Genomic DNA, 13752 nt, shown 5'->3' on the forward strand with positions numbered 1-13752 from the left:
TGCTTTATTTTTCAGAAATTGTAGTAATTGTCATGGTTTGATTGTGCAACTTACACGGAGTGTTTTTGCGAAAAGGAGAAATTTCTCCGTAAGAGTAAAATCCTGTAATGCACACGTCATTACCAATCACATCCGACACAGCTTCTACCTCCTCTTCAATCAACTGCTTTAAAACCAACTTTCGGCCTACACAACTAATCAAAATAGCTATTTCAGCTCTATCCTTTGGTAATATTTCGGTAGTAGTTATGGCAGAGTTTTCTGCTCCATTTATTAATCTATCCACATTGGCTTTCATCAATCTCACATAAGCACCCTCGGGTATACAGCCAGCAAAAGTCATTGATTGATCTTGTTCGTTTACCCCAAGAATGGTGCGAACCACTGGTTCCTGAATGCCATCTTCACGTAAACTTAAAGGGAACAATAAACCCGATGCTGGCAATCCTTCTGCTTTATCACCCAAAAATTGTTTGTAAAGCTGTAATGCTGGTTTTCCATCCAATTCGTACAATACATTTCCTTTCGATTTGGTTACCAACCTTTCTAATCCAAAACTATCCCATCCTCCATTTGAACCATAGCCTACGGAAATTTTTTCACCATAAAAACCTAGAGCAGCAATACAATTGGACACTGGCTTACCTGATTTATCATACACAACCGTTTCGTTGAAATCACTACCATCACCTGCTAAACCTCCGGTAACCGTAACATTTCCAGGCAGCTTATTTTCTATCCCATTAACCAGCTCGGCACCATTAATATTCAACCCATCAGAAAGAATCATAACATGCTTTAAACCTTCCTTATCCAGTTTGTCCAATAATTTAGCACCTAACAGTTTATTATCAACCCCCTCTTCAATTTGTATGGATTCCAACTTTACCTTCGAATTTTCAAATTCAATTGCAGTAATCACCACGGAATCATCTACTACTTCGGTTCCAGAGATTTCACCAGCGGAAGAACAACCAAATAAAACCGCTTCCGGATAATGGTGCTTTAATGCTAATGTGAGAGTCTCATCCAACATTAACTTTCGAAATCCAAAAACAAATATCAGATCTGCTTTAACACGTAAATTATTAATATTTGGTAACTCATCAATTGAATTAATTCTCAGCTTGTCAATTTTCATGCTATATGTGTAAATAAGTAGTAGAATTCCACTTAATGGTGAATTTTATATTATTCGTCAACATTTTAATACGATTCGCAGCAAAGTATGTTACATAAGTTAATTAAAAAATTAGATTTTATCACTATTTTTGAACTTTCAGTAAGTAATGTTTTACAATGAGATATAATCTTTATTGTGAATATTCGTTGAATAATAGTAGCATCAAGAATTTTAAGTATGGCAAAAACAAAAAAAACGACAAGCAGAAAAACGAATTCCAAAAGAAAGACTTCTTCAAAGAAAAAGACGAAGAAAAGAAGTATTAAGTCTTATATCATTCGTTTGGGATTACTGGCAATTGCATGTGCTCTTGTTGGGATTGGCTTGCTGTTTTCGACAGTATACCTCGGGTTCTGGGGAAAACTTCCCGATTATTACACTTTGCGTAACATTAAAAATGCAGATGCCTCTGAAATCTACTCTGAAGATGGTGCTATTTTAGGTAGAGTTTATGCCGAAAACAGAACCAATGTCAATTTTAAGGATATTTCTCCAAATGTAATAAACTCATTAATTGCAACCGAAGATGTGCGTTTTTACGAACATCAGGGTGTTGATCAGAGAAGTATGCTTCGTGTTTTGGTAAAATCTCTGATCATGAGAGATCGCAGTTCTGGAGGAGGAAGTACCTTAAGTCAACAACTTGCAAAAAATCTCTATCCTAGAAAGCGTTATGGTGCCATATCAATGCCAATCAATAAAATTAGGGAAGCCATAACTGCCTCGAGATTGGAAAAAATATATTCGAAAAAAGAGATCTTACAACTATACTTGAATACGGTTTCCTTCGGCGAAAATGTATTTGGAATTGAAAGTGCATCCAGACAATTTTTTAGCAAGCCTGCTTCTGCATTAAAAACGCAAGAATGTGCTGTTTTAATCGGAATGCTTAAGGCACCTACCTACTACAATCCACGATTGCATCCCGATAGATCAAAACAAAGGCGAAATGTGGTTTTGAATCAAATGGCAAAATATGAATACATTTCAGAAACAAAAGCAAAGCAATTGAAAGCTTTACCATTGGGATTAAGATATAACAATCAGGCTTCAAAAAATGGTTTGGCTCCTTATTTAAGAGAGAATATTAGAATTCAAACAAATAAAATATTGGCAGATTACCCTAAGGAAGATGGAAGTTATTATGACATTTACAGAGATGGCTTAAAGATTACCACAACTTTGGACTCCAAACTACAGGCATATGCTGAACAATCGGTAGGTGAACATTTAAAGCGTCTTCAAGACTTGTTTTACAAACATTGGGGTACCTCAAAACCTTGGGACAACAAAAAGGATATTCTTAGTGATGCCAAACGTCGATCGGATCGTTACAAAAAGTTGAAAAAATCTGGTAAGTCGGAACAAGAAATCAATAAGATTTTCAATAAAAAAGTTGACATGAAAATTTTCACTTGGTCTGGTGAAAAGAACGTAAACATGTCGCCTAACGATTCGATTAAACACTACGTTCAACTTTTAAACACAGGCTTTTTGGCTATGGAGCCACACTCTGGGAAAATAAAAGCTTGGGTTGGAGGAATCGATTTTAATCACTTTAAATACGATCATGTTACTGCAAAAAGGCAAGTCGGATCGGTATTTAAACCTGTTGTTTTCTCCGCTGCTCTAGAAGAAGGAGTATCTCCATTTGAATATTTACCAAACGAAAGAAAGGTATACGAAGAATACGATAATTGGTCGCCAAGAAATGCCGACAACAAATACGAAGGCAGTTATAGTATGGAAGGTGCTTTGGCTGAATCGGTAAATACCATTGCTGTAGATGTACTTTTGCAAACCGGTATTCGGGATGCTATAGTTCTGGCCGAAGAAATGGGTGTAGACAGTAATTTGCCTAAAGTTCCTTCGCTTGCATTGGGTACAGCAAACATTTCCTTGTTCGAAATGATTCAGGTTTATGCAACTTTAGCCAACCGAGGTGTGCATGTTGATCCCTATTATCTGGTAAAAATTGAGGATAAAAATGGAAATCTAATTGCTGATTTATCGAAGCAAAGAGGTGAAAATAGATTTGTGTTATCCCCTCAGAATGCAGATATCATCAATCACATGCTACAAGCTGTTGTAAACAGCGGAACTGGTAAATCACTTCGAAATGTATATAAACTAGAAGGTGATTTGGCCGGTAAAACAGGAACTACAAATTCACATGCTGATGGATGGTACATTGGTTACAATTCCAATTTGGTAGCTGGAGCCTGGGTTGGAGCCGATGATATGCGTGTACATTTCCGCTCTTTAACTTTAGGGCAAGGTGCAAGCATGGCATTGCCTATTTATGGCAAATTCATGCATAAACTAAGTCGCAACCGAAAATTCACGAACTATAGTTATGCTTCAATCCACAAACCAGATAATGACATTCTTGCACAATTAAGTATCCCTCACTACATGCCAAAAGATTCAGGATTACTCAAGAACATTTTTGGCGTTAAAGCGAAGGATCGCGACAAACTAATGGAACGCAAGCAGAGAAAAGAAAAAAGAAAAGCCAAGAGAAAATCTATATATCAGAGAATCAAAAACATTTTCAAAAAGAAGAACAAAGATTAGTGCTTTAAAAAGTTAGTAAGCATTTGTTGTTTGAATTCTTTAATATGAGCATTCTTTTCGCTTCTGTTTTTATTCTTTATTTCACGAACCAATGATTTGAATTCTGGATTTGGAGCAAAGCTTTGAATCTTAGCCAACTTCTTATCCAGAACATCTCGGTCGTGCCAGTTACCAAGAGTAGATTCCGTTTCATTCACAATATTGTATTCTCTTTCTAAATCATCAGAACTCTCTACAGCAATTAATAACTGAAGTAAGGATTTTATAATTTTGAAAAACTTACGAATATCATGGTAATTCTCTTCTCCTCTCGAAGAAGCCCATAGTTTGTATATCAAATCCAATTCATCATGAATGATTTTATCAGCCTTTTCTCTTAATTCCGGTGTAGATATTCCTTCCAAAACTTGATAAAGATTTTCCATTCGTTTTTTAAATTTATCAAGCTTGAATTTATCCAATACTACTATAAAATCATTTGATATATTCGACTGATTCTCTTCTAAAATCTCAATTACTTTTTCCTGATTCTTCACATTGTGTTGCAGAACCAAACTTTTACAGACTTGAATTGTCCTTACACGACCTGAATATTTAAAAACAGGTCTTAATTGCTTTAGCAACTTTCCGATAATAACAGTATCCAAGTGCAGTGCTTCCACTAACAAAAGCAAGCTTCGCATATATTTAATATCAACACGCAACTTGTGTACATTATCCTCATTTAGACTTTTAGCCTCTGCCAGATGCAATAAAAATGCATCAAATCTTTTCTTGTAAAACGTGATTAATTTATTCATATCTATCATATAAGTCCCCTATCATTCATATACAATATACACAAAATCAAAATATTAGTAAAATGAAATTTGAGCAAGCGCTTTTTGTTTAATTTAAAATAATATTCTTAAATGGATACAAATAAAAAAAGACCACCTAAAATTAGGTGGTCTTTGCATAACTGAATTAACTATTTACTCAGAGTGATCATCACTCTTTTTTTCATCTTTTAATCGGCCTGCATCTTTAAGCGCTTTGTTTAAAATCCATTCAATTTGACCGTTAGTACTGCGAAATTCATCAACAGCCCATTTCTCCAACTTCTTAAACGTCTCTGGACTCAAACGCAGAACAAATGATTTCTTTTTAGCCATATTCTATTAATTATTGATACAAACTACCAGTATTCAATACCGGTGTAGCATCTTTATCTGAACAAAGCACAACCATTAAATTACTAACCATGGTAGCTTTTTTATCTTCATCCAAATCAACAATATCTTTATCGGCAAGTTCTTCCAATGCCATTTCTACCATACTTACAGCACCTTCAACAATTTTAAAACGTGCTGCTACTACTGCTGTAGCCTGCTGCCTTCTTAACATGGCTCCTGCAATTTCGGAAGCATAAGCCAAATAATTAATGCGCGCTTCCATAACCTCAATTCCAGCAATTGCCAATCGTTCGGTTAACTCTTTTTCCAACAATTCACTTACTTCATTTCCTCCAGATCTTAAAGTAATTTCAGCCTTCTCATCCTCAAAGTTATCGTAAGGATATGCTCCTGCCATATGTCGAATTGCCGCCTCTGATTGAATGGAAACAAAATTTTCGTAATTATTCACATCAAAAGCTGCTTTATAAGTATCCTTTACTCTCCATACCAAAACAACTCCGATCATAATTGGATTACCTATTTTATCATTAACCTTAAGAGGATCGCTGTCGAGGTTTCTTGCACGCAAAGATATCTTCTTTTTTACAAATAGAGGGTTTACCCAGAAAAATCCATTATTTAAAATCGTTCCCTTGTAAGCTCCAAAAAGAACCAATACAGCAGATTGGTTTGGATTAACCACTGTAAATCCTGCCATACAAATCACAGCAAGTAAAATTAGAAGTATAAATATTGGATTTCTTAGGAATATTATACCCAGAATTCCTCCTAATAAAAGGAGAAAACACACAAATGCCATTGCAAAGCCAGATATTGCTGAAAAAGTTTGTTCTTGTTTCATATTTAAATCTTTTTGATATTATTTTGATATCAATTTACAATTATTTTTAGAATTAGCAAAAACAAGGCATAAAAAAATCGGAACGATGATCGTTCCGTTTTTTTTTAATTCAACATCAACTCCCTTATATCGGGAATTTTAAGATCAACATTAACCGTTGATCGATTAAATGTCTTTATGCGTTCAACTATTTCTCCTGATGCCTTCACTTTAAATTCATCCAGTAAATTATATAAGTCGGATGAATCAAACAGATTTAAATCCGAAATTCTTTCGAGTAAAGCAAGCATTTCCTCAGGTGAAAATAAAACATCATGTTGTAACAAAGCGTAAATTTCATTCATAGGCATAATTAGCTAATTTATTTTATTCTAAAACGCCTATCACTTTAATTTAGTATTCCAAAAGCAAAAAAAGCCGGAAAATTTTTCCGGCCTACTAAAATCAAATAAAAAACTAATGAAAAGTTAAAGTCATATTTCTCTCTTCGATAATCTTTCTCATATTAATTAATGCATATCGCATTCTACCCAATGCAGTATTAATACTTACATCGGTTTGTTCCGCAATATCCTTAAAACTTAACCCTTTATAGTGTCTAAGAATTACAACTTCTCTCTGATCCTCTGGTAATTCCTGAACCAAATCTCTTATGTCATCGTGTATTTGATCACGAATCAATTCATCTTCACAATTGCCTTCACAATACTTATTGGAATTAAATATATCCAATTCATAATCATCTTTCGAGAAAGTGTTACTCTGCTTTTCTCTTCTAAAATGATCAATGATTAAATTGTGTGCAATTCGTAAGACCCAAGCTAGAAATTTACCATTGTCTTGATATTTGCCCAAACGCAACGATCGGATCACTTTTATAAAAGTGTCCTGAAAAATGTCCTCGGTAAGCTGATGATTTTTTACAATAAGATAGATATAGGTATAAATCCTATCCTTATGACGATTGATTAATGTATCAATGCATTCATGGTTACCATCAATATACTGCTTCACGAGATCATAATCGGTTGGATTATTTTGTCTCAAATTCACAACTATTTATTTTTTAAACAGCGTAAAAGTTTTTCTATAAGCAGTATCTCCTTTTTTTGGGTTTATAAATTGGTAACAATATGCAATAAACTAATTTTTCCTGAGATTTGAAAATCTTTAGAAGTTAAATAACTTTGGAGATTCGTTTTCAAGATATAAATTCAACTCCTATTTGGAGCAGATATAAGACAGATGGCAGAGAAATTTTCAGAAGATTTTATTCATATAAAAGGTGCAAGAGTTCACAACTTAAAGAACATTGACTTAAAGATTCCTCGTAATCAACTCATTGTAATTACCGGACTTTCTGGATCGGGTAAATCATCACTTGCATTTGATACTTTGTACGCCGAAGGTCAAAGAAGATATGTGGAAAGTTTATCAGCTTACGCTCGTCAGTTTCTTGGCAGGATAGATAAACCTGAGGTAGATTTTATTAAAGGAATTCCACCTGCAATTGCAATTGAGCAAAAAGTAAACACCAGAAATCCTCGATCTACAGTTGGGACGTCTACTGAAATTTACGATTATCTAAAATTACTTTTTGCAAGAATTGGTAAAACCTATTCGCCGATTTCAAATACCTTGGTAAAACGACATAGCATCAGTGATGTTGTTAATTTTATTTTGAAGCAAAAAGAAGATTTGCCTGTGATGATTTTAGCAGAAATGCTAAATGGAGACAGAAGCAAAAAAGAACAGCTTGAAGTGCTTTCGAAGCAAGGTTTTTCACGAATTGAAATTGATGGTAAAATTCACAAAATTTTCGACGCTCTTGAAGCTCCAGAAATCATTCCTGCAGACAAACCAATTCATATCGTTATTGATAGAATCCGTGTCTCTTCGGATGAAGATACGCAGAACAGAATTGCCGATTCACTTCAAACTGCATTTTACGAAGGAAAAGGTGAATGCTTGGTAATGTTTGAGGGAGAAACTCTTTCTTTTTCAAATCGATTTGAAGCTGATGGAATAGAATTTGAAGATCCTAATGTCCATACTTTCAGTTTTAATAATCCAGTTGGTGCTTGTCCTAAATGTGAAGGTTTTGGAAAGGTAATTGGAATTGATGAAGACTTGGTAATTCCAAATAAAACAGTAAGCATATACGATGATGCAGTAGTTTGTTGGAAAGGTGAAAAAATGCAGGAGTGGAAAAATCAATTGATTTATGCTGCTGATAAGTTTGATTTTCCTATCCATCGGCCATATTTTGAATTGAGTGACGGACAAAAGCTTTTATTGTGGACTGGGAACAAGCATTTCAAAGGACTGAATGCTTTTTTCAAATATCTGGAATCTAAGCAATATAAAATTCAATATCGAGTAATGCTATCGAGATATAGAGGTAAAACCACTTGTCCTGATTGTAGAGGTACTCGATTAAAGAAAGAAGCTGGCTATATTAAAATTGATGGAAAAAACATTCAGGATTTGGTGTTAATGCCAATCACAGAACTAAATAGTTTCTTTCAGAATTTAGAATTAAACAAAACCGAAGAGCAAATTGCCAAAAGACTTTTGGTAGATATTAGAAACCGTCTGCAGTTCCTTTCTGATGTAGGCTTGGGATATCTTACCCTAAATCGTCTTTCAAGTAGTTTATCTGGTGGAGAGTCACAGAGAATCAATTTGGCAACATCATTAGGAAGTAGTCTCGTAGGATCGCTCTACATTCTCGATGAACCAAGTATTGGTCTTCACTCGCGAGATACCGATTTATTGATTAAAGTTCTAAAACAACTCCGCGATTTAGGAAATACAGTTATTGTGGTTGAACACGATGAAGACATTATTCTGGCTGCAGATCATGTGATTGATATTGGTCCACATGCTGGTAGACTTGGAGGTGAAGTTGTTTTTCAAGGTGACTTAAATGCTTTAAAAAAATCAAACGAAAGTTTAACATCGCAATACATCTCGCAAGAAAGAAATATTCCTGTTCCTTCGAATAGAAAAAAATGGAACAACTACATTGAGATTATTGGAGCACGAGAAAATAACCTAAAAGGTCTTAATATCAAATTCCCCCTTAATGTGATGTCAGTGATTACTGGTGTAAGTGGTTCTGGTAAATCATCCTTGGTGAAAACAATTTTGTATCCTGCCTTAAAAAAGCATTATGGTGGATACTCTGATAAGAGTGGTCATTTTGATCTACTTCAAGGTGATTTACAATTGGTGAAAAACATAGAGTTTGTCGATCAGAACCCGATAGGTAAATCTTCTCGATCAAACCCTGTTACATATTTAAAGGCATATGATGAAATCAGAAAGTTATTCGCTGATCAAAAAGCATCGCAATATGCCGGTTTTAAAGCTTCACACTTCTCTTTTAATATTGATGGTGGAAGATGCGATGAGTGCCAGGGAGAAGGAATTATAAAGGTTGAAATGCAGTTTATGGCTGACATTTACCTGCAATGTGAAAGCTGTAAAGGAAGAAGGTTTAAAGATGATATATTAGACATTCGATACAATGGCAAGAACATACACGATGTATTGGAAATGACCGTAAATGAAGCAACTAAGTTTTTCAGTGCTTCAAAAGGAAATATCGAAAAGAAAATAGCACAACGCTTAAAACCATTGGTTGATGTTGGCCTAGGATACGTTAAGTTAGGTCAATCGTCTAGCACCTTAAGTGGCGGAGAAAGTCAAAGGGTTAAGTTGGCTTCATTCCTTGCCAAAGAAAAAGCTGAACCTTGCCTATTCATTTTCGATGAACCAACAACAGGACTTCATTTTCATGATATCCATAAATTGATGGATGCATTTAATGCTCTAATTGCAAGAGGACATACTTTAATTATTATTGAGCACAATATGGAAATCATTAAAAGTGCCGACTGGTTAATTGATCTTGGTCCCGAAGGAGGAAACAATGGAGGGAAAGTGGTTTTTGAAGGAATTCCGGAAGCAGCAGCCAAATGCAAACAGTCCTATACAGGAAAATACTTGGGTGAAAAATTATAGAAAAAAAGCTCCTTGATTAGGAGCTTTTTTTATGATCTTGCTATTTCATTTCTAATCCAAAAAGTACGACCACACAACCATTCATACTTTTGTCGTATACTTTATTTTCAGTCATAAACTTCATCGAGATAATTATGGTTTGTGATTCTTCCAGTTCAAAATCGTATTTATTATTGTATCCACTGTCCTTATTATCATACAAAACCTCAAAATCGGAATTTAGAAGCTTAAAATGAATTGATGGCAGAAAATCTTCTTTACAAACTACCAATCTATATTTTTGCCCTTTAAAAAATGCTTTATGAAGCTCAACATCTTCATCAACATTTAAAACAATTCCATTATAGTTTCCATCATGTATATAATTTTCCAGCAAAGGCTTACAATCATTTTTTGCAAACTCTCTACATTGGGAATAAACTAAATTGGTATTGGCAAGAAAAAATAAAGCGGCAATAGTAAATAAAATTCTCATGTAATTTAACCTGTTATTAATCGACCAAATAATCTCTTATATCGTAAACTTTTAAAATAAGTTGCTCGAAACCTACTAAATTAACCTTTTCGTAGAAATCCAACTCATCATTTTTTGATTTGATCGACTTTTTAAATAATCGTTCCAAATCTAATAAATCTTTATAAATTGGTTGTATTACTGGGTTCGATTGATTCTCTCTTAGAACCGATTTTACACTTTCCAAAGACAGATGCTGATCTAAAATGCGTTCAATTAAAATTTGATCTTTCACCTCGTTTGGCTTCACACTTTGGGTAGCCAAATACAAACTTTCTACCCAACCTCCTATTAACATTAGAGATGCAAGTAAATACCTATCCTGTTCTCTTAACTGCTCATGCGATTCCATATAAACCTCTGAGATCACATCAATCACCAACTCCTTATTCGTTAAATTCTCTTCTAACAATTTAATCTTCTCTGGATCAACGGCTCTTAAAATCCCTAAGGATTCGGCTAAATTCCGGGTAACATTTAAATATTCTATAGATGTTTGAAACTGCTCATTTATGCCAGAATAACTTAAATCTGCACAATATATACCCAAAGCAATCGCTCTGGAAGTACTTGTAGAGTATCCTGCCAATTTCTCAGTAGAATTGAGTAAATCCTCCTGAAAAACAAGACCTGAATTGTTAATTAACAATGAAGTTTCAATAGGACTGGGTAACACAAAGAATATCTTCTTCATTTTTTTCGTGTTTTCAGTCATTAACTGATATTCTAAGTTTTCAGATTTAATTTCTTTGTCCTTCTTTCCTGCAGAATTCCAACTGCATGAAGTCAATAAAAATATTAATAATACAGCTTCAGAGATCTTTCTCATAAAATACAATAATGAGTTAAAATTTATAGTCTCAATTAAAATACGATTTTTTCTCCACTAATACTGGGCCTCCAAGACTTTTAAAGCCATAAAAAACCATACTGACACAAGAAATAAGTTTAATTATTATTAAAAATGCAATTTTCATCAAACACTACTAATCATCGCTAATTTTATTAATTTTGCAAGATACAAATGGAAACAAAATGACGGATAAAGCAAAAAAAGCATTACACGATAAATTAGTATCGGAACTTCAGTCTTCAGATTCTAAAACTGTTACAAAATCGATTAATCAATTAAGAGAAGAAGGACAATTGGAAGATATTGTAATTCTGTTTGATTTATTGGTAAAAAGTAAGAATGAAGAGGTTAATAATACCATCTGGAAATTTTTAGCTGACATCAAGGATAAAAAAGCTGATCTGATTTTTATTGACGCAATTCTTAACGATAAATACAAATCAATTCAGAAAGGATTAACTGGAATCTGTTGGCAATCTAGCATTGATTTTACAAAACACGTAAGTGTATTTACCGATTTATTGATCAAATCTGATTTTGAAACAGCTTTTGAAGCCTTTACAGTAATAGAAAACTTTACTGAGAAAATAGAGTCGGATAAAAGAATTGAAGAGCAAGATAAATTAAAGGATGCAATTCCAAATGCTCCTGAAGAAATTAAAGGAATGATTCATGAATGTATTCACATTCTTGATCAATTTTAAAAAGAAAGGCTGAATCAATTGATTCAGCCTTTTTTATTTTTAGATCATTACATCTTTTTCATTATTCGAAAAGTATTTCATGAATTGCGCTCTTTCGTAAAGTGCGGAATCAGGAATGTTTCCATAACTCAACTTACCTCTAAATTCGTCAATTGATTTGAATTCTTTTCTAGTCATCCATGCCGAAATTTCTTCCAAAATTTTAGTTACCTGATCAAATCCATGTTCGTAAACAGTAGAACAAATTTGAATGGTTTTTGCTCCAGCCAACAACTGTTTGATTGCAGCTTCACCGCTATGAATACCTGTTGAAGCAGAAATATCAAGACCTTTAATTTTATCAGATAGCATTCCTACCCAACGTAAAGATCTACGAATATCACTTGCATTGCTTAATACTTCAGCACTAGTAATTTTCAAATCTTCAATATCAATATCTGGCTCATAAAATCTGTTGAATAAAACAACAGAATCAGCCCCATCTGCATTTAATCTATTCGCTACTGAAAATAAATTTGTAAAATACATACCCAATTTCATTGAAATAGGAATATTTACTTCTTTCTTAACAGCATTGAAAATATCGTAATACAGCTCTTCATACTCTGTAGAACTCATATTTCTATCGTTTGGAACGATAAATGCATTCAGTTCAATAGCATCAGCTCCCGCTTTTTCTATTTCTTTTGCAAAATGAGTCCAATCAGATGACGATACACAATTAATACTTGCAATAATTGGAATAGAAACAGCTTCTTTTGCTTCTTTAATTAATGTCAAATAATTTGAAACCGAATTACCCTTTATGTAATTTTGGATATAATCCTCAGCTTCAGGATATCCAACATTTGTAGGATCTTTACTAATAAGATGACGGGCTTCGTTAGTGATTTGCTCTTCAAATAAAGATTTTAATACAACAGCACCAGCTCCCTTTTCTTCGATAATCTTAATCTTTCTTACCGAATTGGTTAAACCAGAACTACTAACAATTACAGGATTCTTTAAAGGCAATCCCATATAAGTGGTTTCAAGATTTATCATAGTATTTTGATTTTATTGAATTTCAATCGTTGACGAACAAATATAATCATTTAAATAAATAATTACGATTCATCAACGAAGGACTTTATGGCAAATGTTATTTATTTGAATAATCTCTGGCACCAAAAATGGTACTTCCTACACGAATCATTGTGCTTCCCTCTTGAATAGCTAGTTTATAATCTCCAGACATTCCCATGGAAATTTCTTTAAAACTCTCCTCTCCTGAAAAGAAATTCGATTTAAGTTCACTATAAATAGATTTTAGGTTGCTAAATTCCGAACGAATCTGATTTTCATCATCAGTGTAAGTAGCCATTCCCATTACTCCTAAAATACGCACATTTTGCATATTCTGATATTCCTCAGAATTAATAATTTGTGCTGCATCACTCAGGTCCAAGCCAAATTTTGTATCCTCATCGGCAATATGAAACTGCAATAAACAATCGATCACTCGATCGTTTTTTAGAGCTTGTTTGTTAATCTCTTTTAGTAACTTCAAACTATCTACAGCATGAATTAAGCTAACAAATGGTGCAATATATTTAACCTTATTGGTTTGTAAATGACCAATCATGTGCCAAATTATATCTTTTGGCAATTCGCTAAACTTTCTGGTTAACTCCTGAGGTTTATTTTCTCCGAAAATTCTATAACCTCCATCGTAAGCTTCCATAATAGCTTCGTTGGGTTTTGTTTTAGAAACTGCAACTAAGGTTACATCCTCCGGAATTGATTTTTTAATTTCTTCTATTTTTTGAGGTATGCTCATACCAATATTAGTTTTGAATTTTAAAACTCAAAATTACAATTTTTCGGTTTTAAG

Annotated in this window: 13 protein-coding genes; 3 read left to right on the plus strand and 10 right to left on the minus strand. The window is 33.7% G+C overall.

The annotated features are described in order from the left end of the window. Positions 1 to 4 precede the first annotated feature (4 nt). Positions 5 to 1141: an FIST signal transduction protein gene (locus DF185_RS02015; protein ID WP_110359050.1), complete on the minus strand. Its 1137-nt coding sequence runs from the start codon at positions 1139 to 1141 to the stop codon at positions 5 to 7. Positions 1142 to 1360: 219 nt separating this feature from the next. Here DF185_RS02015 and DF185_RS02020 point away from each other — a divergent pair, with 219 nt between their 5' ends. After that, the gene (locus DF185_RS02020) at positions 1361 to 3760 is read left to right on the plus strand and encodes a penicillin-binding protein 1A (RefSeq protein WP_110359051.1); all 2400 of its coding nucleotides are present in this window, start codon (positions 1361 to 1363) and stop codon (positions 3758 to 3760) included. On the opposite strand, the gene DF185_RS02025 is transcribed toward DF185_RS02020, so the two are convergent. The 5 genes from DF185_RS02025 to DF185_RS02045 form a co-directional block, all read right to left on the minus strand. Further along, the gene (locus DF185_RS02025; RefSeq protein ID WP_165835910.1) at positions 3757 to 4560 is read right to left on the minus strand and encodes a CHAD domain-containing protein; all 804 of its coding nucleotides are present in this window, start codon (positions 4558 to 4560) and stop codon (positions 3757 to 3759) included. The two genes, DF185_RS02020 and DF185_RS02025, sit on opposite strands and share 4 nt — an antisense overlap. Before the next feature lie 174 nt (positions 4561 to 4734). After that, complete coding sequence (locus tag DF185_RS02030) at positions 4735 to 4914, minus strand: type II toxin-antitoxin system antitoxin (protein WP_110359053.1); 180 nt, start codon at positions 4912 to 4914, stop codon at positions 4735 to 4737. A gap of 10 nt (positions 4915 to 4924) precedes the next feature. Further along, a complete protein-coding gene (locus DF185_RS02035) occupies positions 4925 to 5779 on the minus strand; it encodes an SPFH domain-containing protein (RefSeq protein WP_110359054.1) in 855 nt (284 codons plus the stop codon). A 104-nt stretch (positions 5780 to 5883) separates the two neighbouring features. Beyond that, the gene (locus tag DF185_RS02040) at positions 5884 to 6123 is read right to left on the minus strand and encodes a hypothetical protein (RefSeq protein ID WP_133249933.1); all 240 of its coding nucleotides are present in this window, start codon (positions 6121 to 6123) and stop codon (positions 5884 to 5886) included. 112 nt (positions 6124 to 6235) lie between these two features. Beyond that, positions 6236 to 6832 (minus strand): RNA polymerase sigma factor, encoded by a 597-nt coding sequence (locus DF185_RS02045; protein WP_243421744.1) that lies wholly within the window; start codon positions 6830 to 6832, stop codon positions 6236 to 6238. A gap of 192 nt (positions 6833 to 7024) precedes the next feature. Between DF185_RS02045 and uvrA the strand changes: the two genes are divergently transcribed. After that, a complete protein-coding gene (uvrA, locus tag DF185_RS02050; protein ID WP_110359056.1) occupies positions 7025 to 9808 on the plus strand; it encodes an excinuclease ABC subunit UvrA in 2784 nt (927 codons plus the stop codon). Between the two features lie 40 nt (positions 9809 to 9848). On the opposite strand, the gene DF185_RS02055 is transcribed toward uvrA, so the two are convergent. Then, positions 9849 to 10283: a hypothetical protein gene (locus DF185_RS02055; RefSeq protein ID WP_110359057.1), complete on the minus strand. Its 435-nt coding sequence runs from the start codon at positions 10281 to 10283 to the stop codon at positions 9849 to 9851. 16 nt (positions 10284 to 10299) lie between these two features. Then, positions 10300 to 11151 (minus strand): hypothetical protein, encoded by an 852-nt coding sequence (locus DF185_RS02060; protein ID WP_110359058.1) that lies wholly within the window; start codon positions 11149 to 11151, stop codon positions 10300 to 10302. 206 nt (positions 11152 to 11357) lie between these two features. Here DF185_RS02060 and DF185_RS02065 point away from each other — a divergent pair, with 206 nt between their 5' ends. After that, on the plus strand, positions 11358 to 11879 hold the full coding sequence (locus DF185_RS02065; protein ID WP_110359059.1) for a hypothetical protein: 522 nt from the start codon (positions 11358 to 11360) through the stop codon (positions 11877 to 11879). Between the two features lie 39 nt (positions 11880 to 11918). On the opposite strand, the gene DF185_RS02070 is transcribed toward DF185_RS02065, so the two are convergent. Together DF185_RS02070 and DF185_RS02075 are read right to left on the minus strand one after the other, a co-directional pair. After that, entirely contained in the window at positions 11919 to 12923 is a 1005-nt protein-coding gene (locus tag DF185_RS02070; RefSeq protein WP_110359060.1) for a dihydroorotate dehydrogenase-like protein, read from the minus strand. Positions 12924 to 13020: 97 nt separating this feature from the next. Then, complete coding sequence (locus DF185_RS02075; protein ID WP_110359061.1) at positions 13021 to 13698, minus strand: YggS family pyridoxal phosphate-dependent enzyme; 678 nt, start codon at positions 13696 to 13698, stop codon at positions 13021 to 13023. Positions 13699 to 13752: the final 54 nt, after the last annotated feature.

Source organism: Marinifilum breve (assembly GCF_003202155.1).
GTDB classification, from domain to species: Bacteria; Bacteroidota; Bacteroidia; order Bacteroidales; family Marinifilaceae; genus Marinifilum; species Marinifilum breve.

Coding starts and splice junctions, on each gene's coding strand:
- DF185_RS02020 (WP_110359051.1), top strand. CDS start 1,361: ATGGCAAAAACAAAAAAAACGACAAGCAGAAAAACGAATTCCAAAAGA.
- DF185_RS02060 (WP_110359058.1), bottom strand. CDS start 11,151: ATGAGAAAGATCTCTGAAGCTGTATTATTAATATTTTTATTGACTTCA.
- DF185_RS02075 (WP_110359061.1), bottom strand. CDS start 13,698: ATGAGCATACCTCAAAAAATAGAAGAAATTAAAAAATCAATTCCGGAG.
- DF185_RS02065 (WP_110359059.1), top strand. CDS start 11,358: ATGACGGATAAAGCAAAAAAAGCATTACACGATAAATTAGTATCGGAA.
- uvrA (WP_110359056.1), top strand. CDS start 7,025: ATGGCAGAGAAATTTTCAGAAGATTTTATTCATATAAAAGGTGCAAGA.
- DF185_RS02070 (WP_110359060.1), bottom strand. CDS start 12,923: ATGATAAATCTTGAAACCACTTATATGGGATTGCCTTTAAAGAATCCT.
- DF185_RS02030 (WP_110359053.1), bottom strand. CDS start 4,914: ATGGCTAAAAAGAAATCATTTGTTCTGCGTTTGAGTCCAGAGACGTTT.
- DF185_RS02025 (WP_165835910.1), bottom strand. CDS start 4,560: ATGAATAAATTAATCACGTTTTACAAGAAAAGATTTGATGCATTTTTA.
- DF185_RS02015 (WP_110359050.1), bottom strand. CDS start 1,141: ATGAAAATTGACAAGCTGAGAATTAATTCAATTGATGAGTTACCAAAT.
- DF185_RS02055 (WP_110359057.1), bottom strand. CDS start 10,283: ATGAGAATTTTATTTACTATTGCCGCTTTATTTTTTCTTGCCAATACC.
- DF185_RS02040 (WP_133249933.1), bottom strand. CDS start 6,123: ATGAATGAAATTTACGCTTTGTTACAACATGATGTTTTATTTTCACCT.
- DF185_RS02035 (WP_110359054.1), bottom strand. CDS start 5,779: ATGAAACAAGAACAAACTTTTTCAGCAATATCTGGCTTTGCAATGGCA.